This window comes from Flavobacterium sp. N1719 (assembly GCF_025947045.1).
Classification (GTDB): domain Bacteria; phylum Bacteroidota; class Bacteroidia; order Flavobacteriales; family Flavobacteriaceae; genus Flavobacterium; species Flavobacterium stagni.
Genome location: NZ_CP109993.1, coordinates 749,376 through 773,252 on the forward strand (window position 1 = coordinate 749,376; position 23,877 = coordinate 773,252).

The 23,877-nt window shown below is 36.5% G+C and carries 25 protein-coding genes; 8 read left to right on the top strand and 17 right to left on the bottom strand.

Features of this window, described 5'->3' with window-relative positions:
- Positions 1-10 precede the first annotated feature (10 nt).
- Together OLM45_RS02965 and OLM45_RS02970 are read right to left on the bottom strand one after the other, a co-directional pair.
- Positions 11-1,063, bottom strand: a complete 1,053-nt coding sequence (locus OLM45_RS02965; RefSeq protein ID WP_264511848.1) for a glycosyltransferase family 9 protein — start codon at positions 1,061-1,063, stop codon at positions 11-13.
- On the bottom strand, positions 1,064-1,669 hold the full coding sequence (locus OLM45_RS02970) for a DUF4254 domain-containing protein (protein WP_129460345.1): 606 nt from the start codon (positions 1,667-1,669) through the stop codon (positions 1,064-1,066).
- A gap of 64 nt (positions 1,670-1,733) precedes the next feature.
- Between OLM45_RS02970 and upp the strand changes: the two genes are divergently transcribed.
- Positions 1,734-2,387 carry a uracil phosphoribosyltransferase gene (gene upp, locus OLM45_RS02975; protein WP_264511850.1) on the top strand — a complete coding sequence of 218 codons (654 nt, stop codon included), beginning with the start codon at positions 1,734-1,736 and terminating at the stop codon, positions 2,385-2,387.
- Here upp and OLM45_RS02980 read toward each other — a convergent pair.
- The gene (locus tag OLM45_RS02980; protein WP_264511852.1) at positions 2,382-3,311 is read right to left on the bottom strand and encodes a DUF6427 family protein; all 930 of its coding nucleotides are present in this window, start codon (positions 3,309-3,311) and stop codon (positions 2,382-2,384) included. The genes upp and OLM45_RS02980 overlap by 6 nt on opposite strands.
- Before the next feature lie 48 nt (positions 3,312-3,359).
- Between OLM45_RS02980 and OLM45_RS02985 the strand changes: the two genes are divergently transcribed.
- Positions 3,360-3,599: a DUF6341 family protein gene (locus tag OLM45_RS02985; RefSeq protein ID WP_129460342.1), complete on the top strand. Its 240-nt coding sequence runs from the start codon at positions 3,360-3,362 to the stop codon at positions 3,597-3,599.
- On the opposite strand, the gene purD is transcribed toward OLM45_RS02985, so the two are convergent.
- On the bottom strand, positions 3,591-4,865 hold the full coding sequence (gene purD, locus OLM45_RS02990; RefSeq protein WP_264511854.1) for a phosphoribosylamine--glycine ligase: 1,275 nt from the start codon (positions 4,863-4,865) through the stop codon (positions 3,591-3,593). The two genes, OLM45_RS02985 and purD, sit on opposite strands and share 9 nt — an antisense overlap.
- 144 nt (positions 4,866-5,009) lie before the next feature.
- Here purD and OLM45_RS02995 point away from each other — a divergent pair, with 144 nt between their 5' ends.
- Genes OLM45_RS02995 through OLM45_RS03015 form a run of 5 tightly spaced genes read left to right on the top strand, consistent with a single transcriptional unit; the run spans position 5,010 to position 9,140 of the window.
- On the top strand, positions 5,010-6,320 hold the full coding sequence (locus OLM45_RS02995) for a phenylacetate--CoA ligase family protein (protein ID WP_264511856.1): 1,311 nt from the start codon (positions 5,010-5,012) through the stop codon (positions 6,318-6,320).
- A gap of 28 nt (positions 6,321-6,348) precedes the next feature.
- Positions 6,349-6,576: an ORF6N domain-containing protein gene (locus tag OLM45_RS03000; protein WP_264511858.1), complete on the top strand. Its 228-nt coding sequence runs from the start codon at positions 6,349-6,351 to the stop codon at positions 6,574-6,576.
- A gap of 48 nt (positions 6,577-6,624) precedes the next feature.
- On the top strand, positions 6,625-6,861 hold the full coding sequence (locus tag OLM45_RS03005) for a hypothetical protein (protein ID WP_264511860.1): 237 nt from the start codon (positions 6,625-6,627) through the stop codon (positions 6,859-6,861).
- 3 nt (positions 6,862-6,864) lie between these two features.
- Positions 6,865-7,956, top strand: a complete 1,092-nt coding sequence (wecB, locus tag OLM45_RS03010) for a non-hydrolyzing UDP-N-acetylglucosamine 2-epimerase (RefSeq protein ID WP_264511862.1) — start codon at positions 6,865-6,867, stop codon at positions 7,954-7,956.
- On the top strand, positions 7,956-9,140 hold the full coding sequence (locus OLM45_RS03015) for a glycosyltransferase family 4 protein (RefSeq protein WP_264511864.1): 1,185 nt from the start codon (positions 7,956-7,958) through the stop codon (positions 9,138-9,140). The genes wecB and OLM45_RS03015 overlap by 1 nt, the downstream gene beginning before the upstream one ends.
- On the opposite strand, the gene OLM45_RS03020 is transcribed toward OLM45_RS03015, so the two are convergent.
- The 4 genes from OLM45_RS03020 to OLM45_RS03035 are packed head-to-tail and all read right to left on the bottom strand — an operon-like array spanning position 9,137 to position 13,821.
- Positions 9,137-10,489, bottom strand: coding sequence for an undecaprenyl-phosphate glucose phosphotransferase (locus OLM45_RS03020; protein WP_264511866.1), 1,353 nt, complete (start codon positions 10,487-10,489; stop codon positions 9,137-9,139). The two genes, OLM45_RS03015 and OLM45_RS03020, sit on opposite strands and share 4 nt — an antisense overlap.
- Entirely contained in the window at positions 10,489-11,472 is a 984-nt protein-coding gene (locus OLM45_RS03025; RefSeq protein ID WP_129460335.1) for a UDP-glucuronic acid decarboxylase family protein, read from the bottom strand. The genes OLM45_RS03020 and OLM45_RS03025 overlap by 1 nt, the downstream gene beginning before the upstream one ends.
- Positions 11,469-12,773: an O-antigen ligase family protein gene (locus OLM45_RS03030; protein WP_264511868.1), complete on the bottom strand. Its 1,305-nt coding sequence runs from the start codon at positions 12,771-12,773 to the stop codon at positions 11,469-11,471. Before OLM45_RS03030 ends, OLM45_RS03025 begins: the two co-directional genes overlap by 4 nt.
- A complete protein-coding gene (locus OLM45_RS03035; protein ID WP_264511870.1) occupies positions 12,706-13,821 on the bottom strand; it encodes a DUF1972 domain-containing protein in 1,116 nt (371 codons plus the stop codon). The genes OLM45_RS03030 and OLM45_RS03035 overlap by 68 nt, the downstream gene beginning before the upstream one ends.
- Before the next feature lie 144 nt (positions 13,822-13,965).
- Here OLM45_RS03035 and OLM45_RS03040 point away from each other — a divergent pair, with 144 nt between their 5' ends.
- Positions 13,966-14,742, top strand: coding sequence for a 2OG-Fe(II) oxygenase (locus OLM45_RS03040; RefSeq protein WP_264511872.1), 777 nt, complete (start codon positions 13,966-13,968; stop codon positions 14,740-14,742).
- A gap of 1 nt (position 14,743) precedes the next feature.
- On the opposite strand, the gene OLM45_RS03045 is transcribed toward OLM45_RS03040, so the two are convergent.
- The 9 genes from OLM45_RS03045 to rfbC form a co-directional block, all read right to left on the bottom strand.
- Positions 14,744-15,634 (bottom strand): GDP-mannose 4,6-dehydratase, encoded by an 891-nt coding sequence (locus OLM45_RS03045; protein WP_264511874.1) that lies wholly within the window; start codon positions 15,632-15,634, stop codon positions 14,744-14,746.
- On the bottom strand, positions 15,618-16,652 hold the full coding sequence (gmd, locus tag OLM45_RS03050) for a GDP-mannose 4,6-dehydratase (protein ID WP_264511876.1): 1,035 nt from the start codon (positions 16,650-16,652) through the stop codon (positions 15,618-15,620). The genes OLM45_RS03045 and gmd overlap by 17 nt, the downstream gene beginning before the upstream one ends.
- Positions 16,653-16,654: 2 nt before the next feature.
- Positions 16,655-17,773, bottom strand: a complete 1,119-nt coding sequence (locus tag OLM45_RS03055; RefSeq protein WP_264511878.1) for a glycosyltransferase family 4 protein — start codon at positions 17,771-17,773, stop codon at positions 16,655-16,657.
- Positions 17,763-19,028, bottom strand: a complete 1,266-nt coding sequence (locus tag OLM45_RS03060; protein WP_264511880.1) for a hypothetical protein — start codon at positions 19,026-19,028, stop codon at positions 17,763-17,765. The genes OLM45_RS03055 and OLM45_RS03060 overlap by 11 nt, the downstream gene beginning before the upstream one ends.
- On the bottom strand, positions 19,025-20,296 hold the full coding sequence (locus tag OLM45_RS03065) for a lipopolysaccharide biosynthesis protein (protein WP_264511882.1): 1,272 nt from the start codon (positions 20,294-20,296) through the stop codon (positions 19,025-19,027). The genes OLM45_RS03060 and OLM45_RS03065 overlap by 4 nt, the downstream gene beginning before the upstream one ends.
- Before the next feature lie 62 nt (positions 20,297-20,358).
- Positions 20,359-20,910, bottom strand: a complete 552-nt coding sequence (locus OLM45_RS03070) for a hypothetical protein (protein ID WP_264511884.1) — start codon at positions 20,908-20,910, stop codon at positions 20,359-20,361.
- A gap of 67 nt (positions 20,911-20,977) precedes the next feature.
- Positions 20,978-22,468: a T9SS type A sorting domain-containing protein gene (locus OLM45_RS03075; RefSeq protein WP_264511886.1), complete on the bottom strand. Its 1,491-nt coding sequence runs from the start codon at positions 22,466-22,468 to the stop codon at positions 20,978-20,980.
- A 15-nt stretch (positions 22,469-22,483) separates the two neighbouring features.
- Complete coding sequence (rfbD, locus tag OLM45_RS03080; protein ID WP_264511888.1) at positions 22,484-23,332, bottom strand: dTDP-4-dehydrorhamnose reductase; 849 nt, start codon at positions 23,330-23,332, stop codon at positions 22,484-22,486.
- Positions 23,326-23,877 carry a dTDP-4-dehydrorhamnose 3,5-epimerase gene (gene rfbC / locus OLM45_RS03085; RefSeq protein ID WP_264511890.1) on the bottom strand — a complete coding sequence of 184 codons (552 nt, stop codon included), beginning with the start codon at positions 23,875-23,877 and terminating at the stop codon, positions 23,326-23,328. Before rfbC ends, rfbD begins: the two co-directional genes overlap by 7 nt.

The following is a 23,877-nucleotide window of genomic DNA, read 5'->3' on the forward strand; positions in this document are numbered from 1 at the left end:
ACGATACTTTTTAAATTCCAATCGCTTTATTGAGGTTGGAATTTATTTTTTGGAGGATTTGTGTTGGCGTGATGGTACGCATGGCATCTTCATAACCTGGAACTACGCGATTTCCGTAAATCGAAGTAGGTAAAAACGGGAATTGCTCGCGATCAGCAACCAAGCAGTTTTCATCGGGTTGACCATAGGGTGCAAAACCTGCAAACGGATGTGTGGCGCCCCATATAGTAATGGTATCCACGCCATACAAAGCAGCTAGATGCGCATTACCGCTATCCATAGATACCATCAAATCAAGATTGGAGATCAATTCCAGTTCGTGTTCAAACGACACTTTATTCGCCATGTTCTTGACATTGGATCCCATTTGCGCCATTTTTTCCAATATTTCCGCTTCGTGACGACCTCCGCCCAATAAAAAAACCTGAACATTTTGATGGGCCAAGCCTTCAATGACTTGTTGCATTAAATCGATTGGGTAGGTTTTGGCCGCATGTTGTGCGAATGGGGCAATGCCTATCCACGGTCTGGTTTTAGCGCCTGTAAGTTCGCTCACCGCACGAGAAAGGGTTTGTTTTGGTAAATGCCAACTCGAATCAAAATGGATCGTATATCCCAATTGCTTAAAGGTTTCCACGTGACGTTGCGTCATCGTTTTCAATGGCGCAATCGTCTTGATTTGCAATCGGGTCAATTGTTTTTTCTCTTCTCGTCCTTTATCGGTAAACGCCGTTTTTTTGCCTTGCATTCGAAATAAAAATCGAATCATTTTTGAACGCAAAACATTGTGCAAATCGGCGATTTCATCAACGCCCAAGGCTTTTAAATCACGGTACAAACGAAAAATTCCCAAAAATCCTTTGTGTCTGTGATGTGTATGCACTGACAGAAAGTTAATTTCGGGAATTTGTTCGAATATCGGTTTAAAAAAAGATCGGGAAACTACGGTAATTTTAACTTCGGGATGTTGTTTAATCAGTGCCAATATAACCGGAACGGTCATGGCTACATCGCCCATCGCAGAAAGACGAAATACCGCAATATGTTTGGTCTTTTGTGCCAATTATTTTTTGGACTGATACAACACCGGATTCAAATCCTCATCGTTGTACATTTTCATTTGTTTGTACACTTTCATGTATTTGTCCCCGTTTTCAATATCGGTCAACAATTCATTGATGGACGTATACATGTCGTTTTTTTGATCCAACAACACATTTAACTTCTCTTGACATTTGGCACGGTGATCGTCTGAAGCATCCGTTCTTGTTGCTTCTTCGTTCATGTGGTAAATTTTCAATGCCAAAATTGACAAACGGTCGATCGCCCAAGCCGGACTTTCGGTGTTAATCTTCGCGTCGGATTTTACGGTTACATCTTTGTATTTTTGTAAAAAATAACTGTCAATATATTCCACCATATCGGTTCGCACCTGATTGGAAGCGTCAATTTTACGTTTTAAATCCAAGGCGGCAACCGGATCAATTTGGGGATCACGAATAATATCTTCGTAATGCCATTGCACGGTATCCACCCAGTTTTTCGCATACAATAAATATTCGATCGAACCTTTTTCGTAAGGATTCAATGTGGGTTGATATACATCATCAATTACATGATAATCACGGATACATTGTTCAAAAATGGGAAATGCAAATGCTGCAAACATATCGTTGGTTTTTTTGCAAAGATAGTTTTTATACCGTTACTTTGACACACAAATTCACCTTCCTATGCACATCCACTATATCTCCGAACAGAACAGTATTTTGAACCATTTTTTAGCACAAATTCGCGATGTGTCAATTCAAAATGATAGTATGCGCTTTCGAAAAAACATTGAACGCATTGGAGAAATCATGGCGTATGAGCTGAGTAAAACATTAGAATACAAAGCCATTGACGTACAAACGCCACTAGGAATTAAACATACGACTACTGTTGCAGACAATGTCGTATTGTGTTCGATACTCCGTGCTGGTTTGGCCTTACATCAAGGGTTTATGAACTTTTTTGACGCTGCAGAAAATGGTTTTGTTTCGGCTTATCGTCATCATTACAATAACGATGATGCGTTTGAAATTTTGGTGGAATACCAAGCAGCACCTTCTTTTGATGGTAAAAATTTAATTTTGATTGACCCAATGTTAGCCACAGGGCAATCGATAGTTGCAGTACTAAACAAATTGCATTTGGAACAAAAACCCAAAGAAATTCATATTGCTGTTGTAATTGCTGCCCCAGAAGGAATTACCTATTTGGAAGAAAATTTACCTAAAAACTGTCATTTATGGGTGGCCGCTTTAGATGATCGACTCAACGAGAAAAACTACATCGTTCCGGGATTGGGTGACGCGGGTGACTTGGCGTACGGCAGTAAATTATAACTGACTAAAAAAAGCGAACAAACCGCAAGCAAGTGTAAGAATCAAAACGAGTTCACGTTGCAATTTACTCTGCATATACTCCACCATATTTGAAGCCATTACAGCCATTGGAAAAATCATGAACACTAATAATTCATTGCTTTTGGGAGTCGAAATAGCAAATAATATTCCGCCAAAAACTAGGGCAAAGGCAATCTTTTTATGAGAAGCCTGCAAGTTCAAGGGTTTGTTTGTTATGGTTACGATATAGGGAATAAAGAAAAAAAGCACCGCAACCACAAACATAGAAAAAGCAATATTTTCATTTTGATTTTGAAAATAGTCCAATTGATAGTTGATCGTTTCTTGTTGCATATAATGGGTTAGCGACCCTGGCACAATGGCGAGGGAATAGGCTGAAAAAATCATTCCCACAATAAAAAAAGCCACAAAGGGAATCAACCAATTGCGAAAATCACGGGATACATGGAAAACAATAGAAATGTATACTAAAAGTACAAAAAGAACTGCCCAGAATTGAAACAAACTCGCGACAAATACCCATAAACAGGCATCAAATATTTTCTCTTTGGGCGACTTTAAGGTTTGCAAGGAAACGAGTCGGCGTAAGGTTAAGAGAATAAAGAAATTAGCAAATAACAACCGTATATCACCCCAAATTTTCGGAAAAAACAACAAAAAAACGAGGTAGAAGTAGATGGTAAATGAACTGTCTTTCGTTAATGTGTTCTTTTTTACAATAAAATTGGCTAAAAACAAAGAAGCAAAAATTAAGACCAAATCGCCTACTTTTTCAGCCATTCCCATCCACCCAGGAATAGATAATCCCACACGAAAATGGTATAAAAAATAAAACACCAACGTACTCAAGACGATGAGACTGTAATTTATCGGTGTAGATTTTTTAAAAATACTTGTAAACATGAGGATATTTTATACTTTTGTGCGTGTAAATATAACACTTGTTTAAAAATGAAAGCATTTTTCGAAGCAATACAATCACTTTTCGTAGACTTTCTTTTCAAACCTCTAGACGCTTTTCGTGCGTTAGAATTGAAAGGTTACTGGGGATGGTGGGGCGCTAACATCATTAGTTGGGTAGCCATTATCATTTGTGGATACTATGTTGTTTACTGGTGTAAACAATTACAAATTCACCAAAAGAATAACGAAGAAAACCAAGATACAACGGCACACTCGTTCTTAAAATAAGTCGAAACCGATATCTTTTCTAAAATACATCTTATCAAAATGTAGTTTCGCTATATTTTGGTAAGATTTTTTTATGGCTTCTTGGTACGTCTCTCCATAAGAAGTTACCGCTAAAACACGACCTCCATGTGACACCACTTGATTTTCTTTAGTTGTTGTGCCCGCATGAAAAACGATGGAATCGGTTACGTTTTCCAAACCACTAATGACTTTCCCTTTTTCATAATCTTCCGGATATCCGCCAGAAACAACCATGATAGTAGTAGCACTACGTGGATCTATTGTTAATTCCACTTGATCCAATTTTTGATTAGCAATTGCTGAGAAAATTTCAACCAAATCCGATTGTAAACGAGGCATAACCACTTCGGTTTCGGGATCGCCCATGCGTACATTGTATTCAATCACATAAGGATCGTTTCCGACTTTGATCAAACCGATAAACACGAAACCTTTGTATTCTATATTCTCTTGTTGTAATCCTGCAATCGTAGGTTTTACAATGCGTGTCTCCACTTTTTCCATGAATTCCGCATTAGCAAAAGGTACGGGAGATACGGCACCCATTCCACCTGTATTTAGACCGGTATCGCCTTCCCCAATACGTTTGTAATCTTTGGCTGTTGGGAGTATTTTATAACTTTTTCCATCGGTCAAGACAAAACAACTCAATTCGATGCCGCTCAAAAATTCTTCGATGACTACTTTCGCGCTAGCGGTTCCAAATTTGGCATGCACCAACATATTGCGCAATTCCGTTTTAGCTTCTTCTAAATCGGAGAGTATCAAAACACCCTTACCTGCGGCTAGACCATCTGCTTTCAGCACATACGGAGCCGTTAAGGTTTCCAAAAAAGCACAACCTTGATCGACTGTTTCGGGGGTAAAACTTTCATAACGTGCGGTGGGAATATTGTGACGAACCAAAAACTGTTTAGCGTATTCTTTACTTCCTTCCAATTGCGCGCCTTCTTTTGACGGACCAATAACTGGAATCCCCGTTAGTTCTGGATCGTTTTTAAAAAAATCATAGATGCCATTCACCAAAGGGTCTTCGGGTCCCACCACAACCATAGCCACTTGATGATCGAGGCAAAATTGTTTCACTGCGGGAAAATCATTCGGATTTAAATCTACATTTGTGGCAATAGAAGCCGTTCCCGCGTTACCTGGGGCAACAAATAATTGTGAACAATGGGTGCTTTGAAGCATTTTCCAAGCTAGAGCATGTTCTCTCCCGCCCGATCCAAGAAGTAAAATAGTCATGTTGTGTTGTGTTTTTCCGAAATGGGTTCGGAATTTGTTGTGGTGCAAAAATAGGTTGTTTTTGACGTTTGCGAAAGGCAATCTTTTAAAAAGTTTCGCACAGCCTTCCTATGAATTTGTTATTTTTGAAAAAATTTCAATCGGGTGTTTCGACTGTTTGATTTATCGCTTCGTTTAAATGGTTTCCCGATGCAGGAAGCGCAACGGGAATATGCGAAAATCAAGGCTATTCCTTCGGAAATGTATTCCGATTATCTTTCGAAACAAAAGAAAGCCATTGTGGATTTTCATGTGAAAAACAATCCGCTTTACCGAGAATTATTGCAAAGCAAATCGGATTTGGCTTGGGAATCCCTTCCCATCATGACCAAAAAACATTTTCAAAAACCGTTAGCAGAGCGTCTATCGCAAGGATATTCTTTAAAAAATGTGTACATTAACAAAACTTCGGGGTCCAGCGGTGATCCATTCATTTTTGCGAAAGACAAATTAGCTCATGCCTTAACTTGGGCCAATATCATTGCTAAATTTGGCCAATTTGGTATTGATTTTAACCACTCCTATCAAGCACGATTTTATGGGATTCCGTTGGACAAAATAGGATATCCAAAAGAACGCTTTAAGGATTTTATCAGCGGTCGATATCGGTTTCCCATTTTTGATTTATCCGACAAAGTGTTGGAAGATGTTTTGGCAACCTTTCGCAGAAAAAAGTTTGATAACATCAATGGCTATACGAGTTCGATTGTTTTGTTTGCCAAATTTTTACAACAAAAAAATATCATTTTAAAAGAAGTTTGTCCTACTCTTAAATGTTGTGTAGTGACTTCTGAAATGTTGTTTCCCGAAGATAAACTTCTTTTAGAAAAACAATTTGGGATTCCAACCGTCAATGAATATGGCGCTTCCGAATTGGATTTAATTGCGTTTCAAAATCCGGAAGGCGAATGGCAAGTAAATGCTGAAACGTTGTTTGTGGAGATTTTGGACGAAAATGATAATCTGGTGCCTAACGGTCAAGAGGGTCGGGTTGTAATTACATCATTATATAACAAAGCCCACCCGTTTATTCGCTATGATATTGGAGATATTGGGGTTTTGGATGAAAAAAGCACACCTCAAAAACCGATATTAAAAAAACTTATTGGCCGAACTAATGATATTGCTCTTTTACCCAGTGGAAAAAAATCGCCGGGGCTTACTTTCTATTATGTCACCAAAAGCATTATTGAAGACGATGGAAATGTGCAAGAATTTGTGATAAAACAAACCAAAATTGATACTTTTGAAATCGAATATGTGAGTCGGATCGCCTTAACTGAATCTCAAATAAAAGACATAGAAAAAGCGATTGAAACCTATTTGGAATCGGGACTTACTTTTCATTTTTCTCGAAAAGATAAATTAGTTCGAAGTAAAAGTGGGAAGCTAAAGCAATTTGTTTCCTTGCTATAAACCAAAATAACTATTTAATTCTACGCCTATGCAAACACCTATGCGCCCGAATGAAACGGTGCTGGATAAGATTTATGTTATTCGGAACCAAAAAGTATTGTTGGATCGCGATTTGGCCCAATTGTATGGAATTGAAACGAAACGATTAAATGAAGCGGTAAAACGAAATCTTTCGCGATTTCCTGAGGATTTTATGTTTCAATTGAATTCTTATGAATTTGAAAATTTGAAGTCGCAATTTGCGACCTCAAGTTGAGGAGGGAATCGAAAACTCCCCTATGCATTCACCGAACACGGAATACTCATGCTTTCAAGTGTCATTCATTCCGATCAAGCCATTTCGGTGAATATTCAGATTATGCGTTTGTTTACACAAATGCGGCAATGGATTTTAGACCATTCGGAATTACAGGAAAAAATCCAGCATTTGGAACAAAAAGTGGACAACCACGATAAAAATATTGAATTGGTGTTTTCGTATTTGGACGAGCTGAGTGATACTCAACCTACTACTAGAAAACCCATCGGTTATAAAAATTAAATTATGAAAATTACTATCGTTGCTGGTGCACGACCCAATTTCATCAAAATTGCTCCGATTATTCGGGCGATCGAACAAAAACAAAAAGCAGGAGCTCCACTCTCCTATCGTTTGGTGCATACCGGTCAACATTATGATAAAAACCTCAGCGATACGTTTTTTGAAGAACTGAATATCCCAAAACCCGATGCGAATCTCGAAGTAAAAAGCGGGTCACAATCGGTACAAACGGCCAATATCATGGTAGCTTTCGAACAAGAATTGTTGGAAAATCCAACCGATTTGGTTTTGGTTGTTGGTGATGTGAATTCGACCATGGCCTGTACGATTGTCGCCAAAAAAATGAATATCAAGGTAACCCATGTCGAAGCGGGAATTCGTTCTGGAGATATGACCATGCCCGAAGAAATCAACCGAATTGTTACCGACAGTATTACCGATTTTTTCTTTACCACTTCCACCTCAGCTACTGAAAATTTGATTCGTTTTGGAGCAAATCCAGAACAAGTTCATTTTGTAGGTAATGTAATGATTGATACCTTATATCAAAACCAACATCGCTTTGAACAACCCGCTTTTTGGGTGGACATGGAATTGGAAAAAGGAAAATATATTATCCTCACTTTGCACCGTCCTGCTAACGTTGATGAAGAAGATTCGTTGGTTAGTTTATTAGAAGGCATTGATCAATTAGCTCAAGGTAAAAAAATCATTTTCCCCATTCATCCACGAACCAAAGCCATATTGGGCGAACGTCAATTAAAGACACCGAATATCATTTTTATTGAACCGCAAGGCTATTTGAACTTTATGTATTTGGTGGCCAATAGTTTTGCAGTCATCACGGATAGTGGAGGAATTTCCGAGGAAACCACCGTTTTAGGCATTCCTTGTTTCACGATGCGCAATAATACGGAACGCCCGGAAACCATTTCAATAGGTACTAATCATTTGGTGGGTACACAGGTGGAAAAATTGGTAGCAACTTACACGGATTTTCTTCAAAATGGAATGAAAAAGGCAGGGATTCCCGACTTATGGGATGGTAAAGCATCGGAGCGAATTATCGAAATTTTGTTGCAAAAAGAAATCTAATGCAGGATATACTCATTATTTCCAATTATTATCCTCCAGAGAAAGGAGCAGCAGCCAATCGTATTGAACAAATGGCGTTGCAACTTCAAAAAAACAAGTGTAATGTTACCGTTTTATGTCCGTTAGGGAATTATCCCAAAGGAGAACTATTCCCAGAATACAAAGGAAAATTTTCTGTAACGGAATACCAAAAAGGGATTCGGGTCAAACGACTTTGGATTTATCCCAGCAATAGTAAAAACATGCTCAAGCGGATCTTGTCTATACTTTCATTTTCCACGTTTTTAGTGTTGTTTTTAGTGTTCAAAAAAACACCGAAGAAAGTCGTTGTCCAGTCACCGCCGTTATTATTGTCGTTTTTATCAGTCGCTGTACTTTCCTTAAAACGTAAAAAGATTATCCTAAACGTATCCGATTTGTGGCCCTTGGCGGCAATTGAATTAAATGCGCTGAAAAAGGGTTCCTTTTCGCATAAAATCTCCCTTTTTATGGAGCGTTTTATTTACAAAAAAGCAACGTTGCTGTTGGGTCAATCTCAGGAAATCCTCGATCACGTTCATACCTTATTTCCCGATAAAAAAGGCTATTTGTACCGCAATTTTCCCGATCATGCGGTATCGAAATTAGAACTAATTATATCTCAAGAACCTACAATAAAAATCTTTTACGCCGGACTCTTAGGTGTTGCACAAGGTGTTTTTGATTTGTGCCGAAATATCGAATTAACGGGAACGCGAATTGAACTGCATATCTTTGGTGATGGCGCTGAAAAAAATGAAATTGAAAACTATCTAAATGCTCATCCCGAGCAATCCATTTTTTTTCATGGTATGATGGAACGGAGTGCATTACATGAAACCTTGAAACGATTTGATATTGCCATTGTTCCTTTAACGACGCGCATTTATGGTTCGGTTCCTTCCAAAATATTTGAATACGGCAGTTTGGGTTTTCCTATTTTGTATTTTGGTGGTGGCGAAGGAGAAAACATTGTACTTGAAAACAATATGGGCTGGGTCGTTCCTGTGGGTGATTATGATGCAATGAATGCTCAATTGAAAGCAATTGATTTACTGTCAAAAGAAAAATTGGGAGAAATGAAATCGAATATTTTTACTCAAGCAAAACAGACTTTTGACATTGAAAAACAAGTAAAAAGCTTACTTGCCAATGATGTCTTTTAATACGCCTTTTCTTCGCCTTTTACGGCATTAACTACAGTAAGGAAAATAATTTTTAAGTCCAAAAGAAGTGACCAGTTTTCCAAATAGAAAATATCGTATTTCACACGATAAATGATATCTTTATCGGTTTCCACTTCACCGCGAAAACCGTGTGTTTGGGCTAATCCCGTGATACCCGGTTTAACAAAATGGCGCACCATAAATTTGTCGACATTTTGCGCAAATCGCTCTGTTTCACTAATCATGTGGGGACGCGGCCCTACGACAGACATATCACCTAATAAGACATTAAAAAACTGAGGTAATTCATCCAAACTTGATTTCCTTAAAAAAGCGCCTAATCGAGTAATTCTTGGGTCATTTTTTGAAACTTGTTTCGAATTAGCAAAATCATTGGGGCGCATGGAACGGAATTTATAACAATCAAATTCCTCGTAATTCAAACCATTTCTTTTTTGTTTAAAAAAGATGGGGCCTTTGGATTCCAATTTAATCAATAATCCAATAATAGGGGTTAACCACGATAACAACCCGATAATGACAAAAAGTGAAAAAAGGATATCAAAAGATCGTTTTACAAATTTATTGAGCGACTCATCCAAAGGAATATTTCGAAGCGAAGCTACTGGAATATAACCGTAGTATTCAAACTTTAGATTCTTGGTAAAAATCTCATTGTTGTCGGGTAAAAATTTCAATACTTTAAGATTATTGTCAGAAAAATCAATGATTTGATTGACGTAAGTATTGGCTAAATCATGAAGGGAACAATAAATTTCGTCAATATTTTGACTTTGAACATATTGTAAACATGATTCAATTTGTTGTTTCTTATCTTCTATTAAGTCAAATGAATGTTCTAGTTTATAGCCATAATCGGGATTGTTATTAAAAAACTCTTCCAATAATGGAACCGATTTACCATTTCCGATAATTACAACTCTTCGGTAATTCCCTCCAAATAATGTGCGGTATTTTCGAAGTAAATAAAATATAGAAAGTTTGAAAAAAGTGATGACAACTACCGAAGTTACAATGTAGTGAAGAATCTCAACTGAAGCAGTAGTCTTGGAATAAAACCCAGAAAAAGCAAAACAGATTATTGTAAATAAGGAAAATTGCTTGACGATTTTATTAAATATCGAAACCACTTTGGTAAAGCGGTACACTTCATAAAAATCGGTGTTGATGGCGATGATGAACCAACAAAAGGATATAAAAAAAGAAAAGTAGAGCGATATAAATTCATCTGGCAGTAAAAAATACGCCAATACATTGATAACTGCCCAGTCGAAGGCATATGTAAAGGGTCTTAAGTACCCCGAATATCTACCTACTTTTGGCTTCATTAAATAATATATTTCGAAAAATCCTTGTGGTCTTCGCGTAAAAGTTCTTCGCTGGATAACGATTTAAAATAATCATAGGTGCGTTTCATTCCTTCGGCGCGACCCACTTTTGGCTCCCAACCCAGAATTTCTTTAGCCTTAGTAATATCGGGTTGACGTTGTAACGGATCGTTTTCGGGTAATGGCCTGTAAACAATCTTTTGGGTTGTCCCGGTTAATTTTATAATTTCTTCGGCAAAGTCTTTAATAGTAATTTCGTCTGGATTCCCAATATTAACGGGTAAATGATAGTCCGATAATAATAAGCGATAAATCCCTTCCACTTGATCTGTTACATAACAAAACGATCTAGTTTGATGACCATCACCAAAAATGGTAAGGTCTTCACCGCGCAAAGCTTGACCAATAAACGCTGGAATGACACGGCCATCGTTCAGTCGCATACGTGGACCATAAGTGTTAAATATGCGTACAATACGGGTTTCCACACCATGAAAAGTATGGTAAGCCATAGTGATGGATTCTTGAAAACGTTTGGCTTCATCATAAACGCCACGTGGTCCAATGGTATTGACATTTCCGTAATAATCTTCGGTTTGCGGATGCACGAGTGGATCACCATAAACTTCAGAAGTGGATGCAATTAAAATACGGGCTTTCTTAACGCGCGCCAATCCCAATAAATTGTGAGTGCCAAGCGAACCTACTTTTAAGGTTTGAATCGGAATTTTTAAATAATCAATCGGACTTGCCGGTGAAGCAAAATGAAGGATATAATCTAATTCCCCTGGAACGTGAACAAACTTGGTCACATCGTGATGATAAAACTCAAAATTGGATTCTTTAAAAAGATGTTCGATGTTTTTTAAATCCCCTGTAATTAAATTGTCCATTCCAATCACAAAGTAGCCTTCCGATATAAAACGATCACAAAGGTGGGACCCCAAAAAACCCGCTGCTCCAGTGATTAAAATTCTCTTCATTTTTTTGAAATTTTCACTTCTGCATTTTGAAATAAACAGTAGAGCAATATGAAAAATACTATACCGCGTTGTCTGCAGAAAAATGATTCAGACAAAAATAGGATTATCATAGTAATAGAGAAAGCTATATGAAGAAAATCTTTTGAAATAAATGCATTTTTACAATTCCAAATAACCATGATGAGTACACATAAAAATCCGAAAATCCCTAAATCTGAAAAAGTCTGAACATATTGATTGTGGTAATTAAAATCGCCGTAATTCCCGTACAAACCATATTGCTGTGTTTTGCTTTTTATTTGCTCTTGTGAAGCTTCAAGGCCAAAACCCGTCCATAAAATTGCATGTTCAACTAATAATTCTGTGAAAACCCGAACTTGAAAAACCCGCAAGGCAGTACCCGGGAAAAAATGATTTTGTTCAAATTTATCTTGTGTCCATGCTTGGTGCAAGCTAATGTTGTAGACATTGCCATTCCCAATTTTGGTATTAATAGTATTGTCTACAAAAGCGGTTTCATATTCAATCAAAAAGCGTTCTCTTACTTGTTTTACAAATACAAAAGAACAGACAACAAAGGTGATTACTGAGATAATGGTAACCGTTTTAATACTTTTAGGTATTTCGGCAAAAAAAGCGTAAAACGCAATAATGAGGATGACGTCAATGGTAATTATACTTTTAGAAGAAAGTAATAGTACAAACAAAAATAGAATGACGGAAGCGGCTTTTGTTACCGTTTTATGGTCATTCTTAGCCACAAAATAGAGCAATCCTAACGAAGCGAAAATAGAAATGTAAATGGCATTTAAATCTTCGGTTACCAAATTATGGTAGAAAAAAACAGAAGTGTCTTTAGTTGTGATAAAACGAATAATGGCACGAAAAATAAAAACGAGTGCGTAAACCACCATAAACCAACTGTAATTTCTTAGAATTCGATTGATGGAATCCTTTGAAATTCTGGGTGTCATCATCATGGCGATTGGAACAAACAAAAACGGCAACTCTTTTTGCAATCCAGAAAGCGTTAACGCTTTATCCCGCGTCCAAAAAAGAGAAAGACACATGATCCCATAAAACACAACTGGAATAACTAAAGCTTTTTTAAAAACAAATGTTTTATATCGAATCCCTAAATAGCATGCATATACCACATAAAGCATTAATGCCAAGCTAATGAAAATATATTTGGTGGGTATAGCGACAGCTACTAAAGTAAGCAGTATTTCATTATAATTCCGTTTTCCCGTTGCGTCGCTTGGAAAAACATTCTTCAAAAAAGTGAGCATATTTGCCATTAATAATCTCCCAATTGAATTCGTTGGCTATTGCCTCAAAATTATTTGCAATTTTCTGCAAGTTATCACTTTTTTTGGTTTCAATTAGTATTTTATTTACATCTTCTGCCGATGTAAAATAAAACGCATTTTCTTTTAAAATTGCTGCATTGAACTCGTTGTTATGCGCCACAATAAGGGCTTTTGAGGCCATAGCTTCAAGCAACGAAGGGTTAGTTCCTCCAACAGTATGCCCATGAAAATATAAATTGGAAAAATACCGCAAATTGTTCAGTTGATTGATATCGTATACTGCACCAATGAATCGAATTTTAGAGCAATCTTTGTATTTGGTTTTTAGATAATTACCAAATGCCGTATTATGATTTCCAATGACCAAAACCGGCTGTTCATCGCTACTTTGCGCAACACCATCCAAGATAATTTCGATACTATTCTCGGGTTCTAATCGGGCAAGTATCATGTGATAATTATAGGCTTCTACGTTGTATTTTGAGAGTACGGTTTCGTCGGGTTGTTCAAAAAGGTGGGCGCCATAAGCAATATATTCCGAAGGCTTATGGTATTTGGTTTGAAGGTATTTTTGAATTCCTATCGAATCTGAAATTAAATAATCGCTACTCTTTACCGCTAATTGCTCTGCATAAAGCAACACCCGTTGAACACGTTTTGAATATTTCGTTCGCTTCCATTCCAAACCATCCATATTGGTGATGACTAGTGCTTTTTTAGGCAATAAAAAATGCCATATGGAACTGCTCGTATAACCGAGTTGCAGTATTATATCAAAATTGCGTTTGCGCATATCCAAGATACAATTCAAATCATAGATGAATTGACCAGCCGTTCCAATACGGTATTCGGGATCGTAACAATGTACGATTTGAACTCCTTTGAATTGTTGTTCTTGATAGGGATGATTGTGGGAATTGTAGACAACTACTTCGTGACCTTTTTCGGCTAAATAAACAGAGAAATACTCTGCAAATTGTTCGAATCCCCCATAATGATTAGGAATTCCACGGGTACCGAAAATGGCGATTTTCATAATTTTTTTATTCAGGAATACAAAATTACTTGTATTCTTTCAGAATTAATAACATTATTTTCATTTTTTTGATAAAGAAAAACCTCTTAGCGCTCTGCCAAATTAAAGTTTAATACTTAATTTTGTGAAGTAAATGCATTTCCAATGATAAACTTTGACTACTTAGAACAAAATTTAGAATCACTTCGATTACAATACCTCACGGCACAGCCTTTTCCTCATTTAATTATTGATCAATTTTGTGATGAAGAAAAACTAACTGTGGCGTACAATCAGATTCCTGAATTGGAGAATAAAAGTCGGGATTATGCCTTTGCCAACAATAAATTTGAAAAGTCCAATTATAAAGTAATTTGTCCTGAATTGGAAGAATTGTATTCCGATTTGGCTTCGGAGCGTTTCAATTCAATACTTACCTTCATTACTAATAAAAAGGTTTTTGTAGACCCTAAAAACCACGGTGGCGGATTACATCAAGGGAAAAAGAACAGTTTCTTGGACATGCACTTGGATTTCAACTACCATCCGATTCAAAAAAATTGGTACCGTGAATTGAATTTATTACTGTATTTAAATAAAGATTGGAAAGAAGACTATAAAGGTCATTTAAAAATCAAAGATTTACGTACCAATGACGAAGCGGAACTTGCGGTTCCCTTCAACCGATTAATTATCCAACAATGTGGTCCTTATACCTTACACGGTTATGATATGACCAATTTCCCAGAAGGTCGCTATCGCACATCGATTGCGACATATGCCTATCAAGTTCATGAACGCTTAATTGAAGAGCCTCGTACAACGGATTGGTTCCCGAAAGAAGATGCATCTTTTATGAAGAAGCAATTGGCCAAAAATTATAATTTTTTAGTGAAAACGAAAAACCGTTTCTTCGGAAGTGGAACGGCTAAAAATCAATAATTTAGTTGACAAAAGAAGTCAGTAATTCTCTTAAATCATTGTTGGTGGGGAGTTCGATGAGTTGTTTTAACTTTTGAACCGAACCACACAAATATTGGATTTCATTTGGTCGCACAAACTGGGGATTGATAGAAATCTGGGGTTGATGGCCTGTGATTTGTGAAAATAGATCTAAGATTTCATGCAACGAATGCATTTTTCCAGAACACACATTTACAATTTCTTGCGTAACCTTTGAAAATAGGAGTCGTTCATAAACTTCAACTACATAATTCACACCATTGTATTCCCGATAGACGTCCAAATTACCCAATTCTAATTGGGGTGCTTTTGATGTGAAAGCCGCGGCTATTTTGGGAATCACGAAATGGGATTCTTGTCCTGGAGCGGTATAATTAAAGGGTCGAACCATTAATATGGGCAATTGTTCCCAATACATTTTACCCACTTGTTCCATGGCTAATTTACTGATTCCATAGTGATTCACCGGATTAGGAATCATGGATTCATGGTATTCGCTCCCAATTTGATTCCCGTAAACGGTTGCGCTACTTGCTAAAAGAATCTTGGTAACGGGTTTGGGTAAATTCAAGCAGGCTTTTAACACGTTTTGTGTCCCTAAAACATTCACTTCATAAAAATCCAGAGTCACTGGATGTTGCACAAACGAAATGGCCGCTAGATGCACAACATAGTCAGGAGAAAGTTCGGTGATAACCGCTTGAACTTGGTCTGGCTGGGTTAAATCGCAATGAAAAATAGAGGGATCATCACTTTTTGAATTGGAAAAACCTACCACACGATAGCCTTTGCCTTCCAAATGTTTTTTTAAATAAACACCTGTAAAGCCAGTGATTCCAGTGATTAATATGGTTTTAGAATGATTTTCCATGTTGATTGCGTGTCAGGTCAGCTTGAACCATCATCGTACACAACTCGTGAAGAGAAGTTTTCGGAATCCAACCCAAAAGATCTTTTGCTTTTTGCGCATTTCCAATTAATAAATCCACTTCTGCAGGGCGGTAATATTTGGGATTAATAGAAACTAATTCTTTGCCTGTGGTAGCACAGTAGCCTTTTTCAAGCGCACCTTCCCCTTTCCAATCTATCGTAATTTCAATATTTTCAAAAGCAATTTCTACAAATCTTCGAACCGATTGGGTTTGATTTGTAGACAGTACAAAAGAATCGGCCTCACTGGATTGTAGCATTTTGTACATACCTTCCACATATTCGCCGGCAAATCCCCAATCGCGTTGTGCATCTAAATTACCCAATTCCAAAGTTTGCGCCATTCCTAAATGAATTTTTGCAACGGTATCGGTAATTTTTCGGGTAACAAATTCTTTGCCGCGTAACGGTGATTCGTGGTTAAATAAAATACCGCTCACTGCAAACATATCGTAACTTTCACGGTAATTCACAGTTGCCCAATGGGCAAACAATTTAGCAAATCCATACGGACTTCTCGGGTAAAACGGGGTGTTTTCCGTTTGGGGAATTTCTTGAACTTTTCCAAACATTTCCGAGGTGGAAGCTTGGTAAAATTTTATTTTTTTATTGACTATACGAATAGCTTCTAAGATGTTTAAAGCGCCAATTCCTGAAGCTTGCGCTGTATAAATAGGTTGGTCAAAAGAAACACCAACAAAGCTTTGGGCTGCCAAATTATAAAATTCGTCGGGTTGACAAGATTCAAGTAGTCGAATACATGAAGTAATATCATTCAAATCAAATTCAACCAGTGTCAGATTAGGGTGATTAACCACGCCTAATTCTTCCAAACGCCAAAAGTTCATCGAACTTGAACGACGGTACGTTCCAAATACGCGATACCCTTTTTGTAATAATAACTGGGTTAAATAGGCTCCATCTTGACCGGTAATTCCGGTTATAATTGCATTCTTCATTACTATTTTTTTCTAATATCTGCTTGAAGTATTTCAAGGTAAGCGTCGGACGCTACTTTCCAATTGTACTTTTCGGCCACTAATTTAGACATTTCTAATGCCTTTTCAGGATTCGGATTGGATATTTTATCGGCTAATTTGATTTTAAATTCTTCCTCATTTAAGGGATCAAAAAAATCATCTCCAAAAAAATCAAATTCAGCCATAGAAGTCGCATTCGAACAGAGGGTTGGAATTCCCGCTGCAGCCGATTCCAGCGGTGGCAAACCATAACCTTCGGCAATGGAAGGATAAACGGCTACCGTAGCGCCGCGTAAGATTAAAATCAAATCGGAATACGGAACCTTATTTAAAAGATGAATCTTACTTTTAATTTCCGGACTTAAGGATTGATACAGTTGATCAAACTTTGGATCGTGAAAGGTTACATCGCCGATGAGCACTAAGTCGCTGCTGTGATGTAATTGTAAATCCACATACGATTTTAATAAGAGGTAGTGGTTTTTTCTGGGTTCGTGTCTCGAAATGTAAAGGATGTAGTTTTCATACCCGAACTTTTCTTTCACCCGTTGTTGCTGTTCGTTCCGGTCAAATTTTTCAAAAAACAAATCTTCCACGCCATAAACTGTGACGGCCACATTGTTCAGTTGGAAATGTTTTTCAATACTGTTTTTGGAAAAATAAGAGCCGGTCAAAATCAAGTCCGATATCTTGCCACTAAGTCGGTACAAAAAAGCATTTTTAATGCGATTGGAAGCTGGAAAATATTCTCTTTTCTCCAAAAACAAAATATCGTGCATCGAATTAATATAGCGACACATTTTTATGGGCGGAACGATATATTGGAAATGGGCGTAATCGATTTTCAGCTTTTTAATAAGATACGGGATATCGAAAAGCAACCTGAAAAATTTACTTTTTAATTTGTATTCAATAAAGAAAACATTGTCTGCTTTCTCAAAACACTTGGCCAAGTTGACCACATCTGTAGCTGCAAAATAAAAATCATACGACTTGTTTTTAACCAATTCGGCATAAAGACCTTGAATGTACGTTCGCGAACCTTGAAATCCATAATCGAACACATGACAGTCTACAAATATTTTAATTCTAGTACTCATTTTTCACTGAAATTGGGGATGTTTTTGAAGCCATAATTAATTCTCTGTAAGCAATCAAAAAACCAAGTAAAATGGATTTATTATCTAGTTTTAAATACAGTCCCAAAAACACCCAATTCGAAACAATTAAAAAGATAGCACTTCCTAATAATAACAAATTAAGATGGTAAACTAGCGGGTCTGAGGTAACTTTCATTTTACCCAAAAAGACCATAAATAACACGGTTAAAAAAACACCTATTAACCCCGCTTTAAGATACATCGTCATGTAGGTATTGTGCAATTCGGGAACATAACGAATAAACTCTTGGTCGTTGGTCCACATTTCCCTGCCAAGATCAATAGTAGAGCCCATTCCTTTACCAATTAAAATGGTTGGAAAACCTCTATCAGTAACTTGGCGAACCGTGATAATATTTTCAAATGAGCGGTAATTATCGTTAAAATCTTTCCAATCTTCTTCATTGATTTTGGTCTTAAACGATTCAATTGGGGCAATTTTTATTTTATACAAAAAAGCTTCAAGCCCCTCGCCTTTTCTCGACGGATTGGAGTAATATATAGCGGCATAAGCGGCCAAAACAATGGCGCTAAAAGAGATTAAATATTTGATGTTTTTGGCGTTTAAAATAAAATATCCTTTGATGGCCATGATCAAAACAACAAACTGAATCATGTTGGTTCGGGCCAAATACAAAAAGGCAGAAATGGAAAGTAATACGATAAAAATAAATCGGGTTTTGGGATTGATTTTGATTTGAAATTCTTTGGGAAAAATCAACAACACCAATGTATAGATTTCATAATCGTTAAAATAACCGCCGTAGTGACGCAACAAGTGCATTGTGGTTATTTTGAAAATAAAAAAGCAAACAAGGATGGTTAAAATATGAATGATGGCTAATAAAACTCCTGCATACAAGGCGGTTGAAAAAAATCGTTTCCCGTTTATTTTACAGATGTTGTACCCCACGGCCAAACCAAGCATGGGCTTGAGCAAATAACTAATATCTTTAAAATATACATAGGATTTGTGGGCGGTAAACTGTGCGCTGAATAACGCTACAAGGATAACCAAACCCAATAACAATTGTAATCGTAAAAAAGTAACGGAGTATTTTTTTCGTAAGGTAATAAAAGCCGTGAATCCCCAAACAACAAAAGTGGTTTCGTAACTGTTAAGCAACAAAACCAAAACACATAAGGTGTATAACATTTTGGTAAGAAAGGAATTCTCTGTGAAATTTAAGGTCATATCGACTTTTTTGAATCCATTTTTTTAAGGATTACAAAGTAGGAAATAATAATGAATATTTCAATGATAATTGTGGCGATAAAAGCACCCGACAACCCCATTTGTTTTAACAAGAAGATCATTAAAAAAAGATAGGCTATTGTAGCGATTATAGTAATTCTAACGTAATAATAACTGGAATTATAGGCAAACATTAATTGCCGAACGGCAAAGGTCAATCCCATAAATATCGGTAGGGCTAAACCGAGTTTAAAATACGAACTCAATACGGTAATATCGTGGGCATTGACTTTGAAAAACTGTAAAATTATCGGAGTATTAAAGAATATTACGGCGATCAAAACGAAAACAATTAGATAATTGATTCCGTTTACTTTTAACCAAAACTGGAAACCTTTGGAATTGTCTTTATCGATTTGCACACATATTTCGGGATAAATGAAATTGAAAAACGTTTGCAAATAGGTTCGAAAAATCATCACGATATGTTCGATAACGCGGTATTGTCCTGCCACAAAATTGCCACAGAAATAACTCACAATCATCACAGGAGCAAATTGATACGCGGCAAAAAATACCTGCGAAACCGTAAGTGAAAATTCGTTGCGAATTAATTGAATGGAGGATGCAAATTTGAATTTACGAAGGTTAAATTGATTCTTTTGAATGAGATAAATAATGCCGATTAACGAAGGAATGATTAGTCCTATTCCATTAAAAAAATTGACATAAATGTAGTCATTTGACTGATTAACGAAGAGCAGAACACCAGCAATATATATCCCTTTGGAAAGAATATTGATGACTGTAATCCACGCAAAATTTTGCACACCTTGTAGAAACCAGGTCGGATTTAAAAATTGACCTACTACCATCACCAAACTCAACAGCAATTGGGTGCAATCGGATCGGAAAAATGGGACGGTCGAAATAATTAGAGCGGCAACCAATAAAAAGAAACACAAGAGCATAAATTTCGCCCCATAAATCGTCAGAAAACGCTCTTCGATTTGGTCAGGATTAGAGGTATTGGTGGCTATTTCTCGTGTTCCGTTGATATAGGAACCGTAATCAACCCAAACATTCACTAGAAGTGCGAATGAAAATCCGACGCCAATTTTTCCCAATCCTGCTTCTCCGCAGACAAAAATCACATACGGAACAATTATCACAGGACTAATTAAATTTACGGCTTGTCCAAAACCATAAATCAAAAAATCCCATGCTTTTTTGCTGCGTATAAAATGACTTATTTTCTCGAGATTCATCTACGTCTGTTTGCCCTTAGGGAGTCATCATAAAAAAACCACCCTCAGGTGGCTAAATTACGTTATTTTATTAACTTCTGAATTTCATCATATAACGCCTTTTCTGAGTAGAATAGCGGGTCATAGGTGTTATCAGGTTTTTTTCCTAATATTACTTTTGAAAGTACTTTATCCGTTGATTTTATACTTTCATTTGGAATAAAATAATTGAAGAATTGAGCATCATGAGCTTCAAACTTTTTATTCATGTACTCAATTTTAAAATTTCGTACTGTGATTTCTTTTTGGTTTTCATTGGTGCCAAAATCCATTCTTAAAAAGGAAGGAAAAACATCTTCAGGCAAATCAAATACAATATCTTGCGGGTTAGGTGACCCTTTCATTTCTTTCCACAATGAGTTTTCTTCTTTGTATGGTGTTCCATAAGCATCTTGTGAATAATACAATTGAAAACTATCATCGTTGGGAACAATTGCTGTTAATGTAATTCTAAAAGCGTTAGTGGGTTTTGTCTCTTGATTAGCAACAGGCTCTTGTGTTTTTTCTTCACTGTTTTTACATGAAATTAAACTAACAGAAACAAGGAATCCTACTAGAAATAAACGAATTTTCATAACAAATGGTTTCATTTTTTAAAATATAAACTTCTATAAATTGGGCCGAAAGATACTAAATCCTTCACTAATTTTTAATGATTTTTACAAATTCAAATGCGGAATTTGTTTTGATATACACAAAATAAACACCTGGATTTAAATGAGAAATATCAACGGAATTGCTTTCAACCGAATGCAATGCAATCACACAGCTCCCTAATGGATTTAAAATCCTTACTTCATTAACAGATTCATTTTCTTTGTCTTGAATGAAAAAGAAATCTTTTACTGGATTTGGAAAAACAGTAAATTGGGCTTGAGTCAAATTAGAATTTGAAAGTGGACTTTCAGCAATTCGTAATAATGTCATCCCCGACCCTCCTGTAGTAAATGGATTGTATATTTTTCCTCCTATTACAATTTTTCCATCATTATGAACATAAAATGCCGTTGACACATCATCTGAAATAGCGTCTGATGGGAAAAAATCATATGTAAACATACCGGTTTGATTGTACGTTAAATCCGCTACTCCAGTAGGTGTTTTTTTATATATTAAATAGTCTCGGTCGCAATTTCCTGAAGAACCAGAACATCTATTAAAGCCAGATGTGTAAATTGAATTGTCGCTGAGAATTTCAAAACAAGGATTGCTATAGGGTAGTGAAATAAAATGTTTGAAGAATGTTCCTGTATTGATATTTAATTTTCCTAAATAATGATTTTGCGAACTTGAAGAAGAAGCTTCATATAATATAAAATAAAGCGCTTCATTATTTATTAGATTTGATCCTCTCAACGTATAACTTGTTATATCTGTTGGGTTTCCAAGAACTTGATTTAAAAGTCCGTTTATGCCAAAAGTGGTTACAGGATCCATGTTTAAATCTACTTTCGCAACGGATAAATATTTGAAATTCTGAAATCTTGAAATCCCAATAATGTAAAATTCATTGCCTGATATGTGGATGGATGCGCCACTGGCGGTTTCCGTTGAATTGTTAAAATAAAAAGTTTTTAAGCCTGTTCCATTGAAATTTGTATCCAATACCCCTGAAGAATTCCATTTCGCGATAACTACATTACTATTGTTATATCCTAAACCAAAAATTGATCCGTCGGGTAAAACAGCCACATCATTTAATGCATCACTCGTAGAGCCAAAATCGATAATAACTCTACCATTTGTCCCAAATGAACTATCTAATTGGCCATCTAATGACATCTTGTAAAGTACACACGTGTAATCTGATGCGCCATAGCGACCAAAAACATACAAACTGTTATTAACAACTTTAGCATTTTTAACTTCGATAAGATTGGAATTAAAAACCAAAGATGTTTTCCCGTTTACACCAAATAATGTGTTTATTGTACCATCGTAGTTATAACTTATAACTTCATTCAAGTTTTGTACGACTATGTATTTATTATTTTCAAAAAAAATACGGGTTGCTAAGTAGGTAGAACTCGTGTTTATTAATTTTCCTGAATTGCCAAAACTCGTATCGGGATACCAATATTGACCATGAATAATTTGTGAAAAGAAAATAAAAAGTAAAAGCAATCGATTCATGGCTTACAATTTTAACTATAAAGTTAACAAACTTTCCTTCCAATCTAAAATCGCAATGTCAAAATTCCTTTTAATTTTTGCCTTATCCATTACACTGTAGGCGGGACGATTTGCTGGTGTAGGAAATTGATCGGATGTAATGGGTTGAACCGGTATAGTGATCGTGTTTTTTTCAAAAATGGCTTTGGCAAATTCAAACCAACTGCATTGCCCTTCATTACTGTAATGATAAATCCCATAAGGATGAACCTCCATTGTGTTGTCTTTTTGAATTAATTCAATTAACGCAACCGCTAAATCTAAGGCATTTGTTGGTGTGCCAATTTGATCATTTACAATAGATAAACTGTCCCGTTCCGCAGCTAATCGCAACATCGTCTTCATAAAATTATTCCCAAAAGGAGAATAAACCCAGGAAGTTCGAATAATATAGTAAGCGTTACCATGCTGTTGAATTGCCAATTCCCCTGCTAATTTACTCGCGCCGTAAATGCCAAGTGGAGCCGTTGGATCTGTTTCTACATAGGGTGTCGTTTGGGTGCCGTCAAAAACAAAATCGGTAGAAATATGTATCAAAGTGGTCCCAAACTTAGCACAAATTTTAGCCAGATTTTCCGGACCCGTTGCGTTAATTAAATACGCTTTCTCCGATTCAGATTCGGCTTTATCCACAGCGGTATACGCCGCAGCATTGATGCAGTAATTCGGTTTTTTCTGTAAAAATAATTCTTGTGTTGAAGACGCATCGGTAATATCAAGGGTTGCAGAATCGCAAAACACCCATTCAATATCGGTGAATTTTTGAGCCACATGTTGCAACGATTGACCCAACTGACCCGCAGCTCCAGTGACTACTATTACCATACGTTACGTGCGTTTTTAAAATCGGGAAGCGCTTTGTCTTTATCAGAGATAATTAAAGTATCTCTTTCCATTTGCCAATCGATACCGATTTCAACATCATTGTAAATAATTCCTCCTTCGCTTTCTTTGTTGTAATAATTATCACATTTATAGAAAAAAGTAGCGGTATCACTGAGTACGATAAATCCATGGGCAAATCCGCGAGGAATAAAAAATTGCTTTTGGTTTTCTCCACTTAATAAGACACCAACATGTTTGCCATACGTTGGTGAATCCGGGCGAATATCAACGGCGACATCCCAAACTTCGCCTTGTAAAACGCGTACAAGTTTGGCTTGTGCATGTTCGCCACATTGGTAATGTAATCCTCTTAAAACACCTTTGGAAGAATACGATTGATTATCTTGTACAAAATGTACGTGTTGACCTGTAATTCTTTCAAAGGTTTGTTCGTTAAAACTTTCCATAAAATAACCCCGTTCATCGCGAATTATTTTTGGATTAAGGATAAAAGCGCCTTCTAGTTCCGTTTGAATACACTCCAT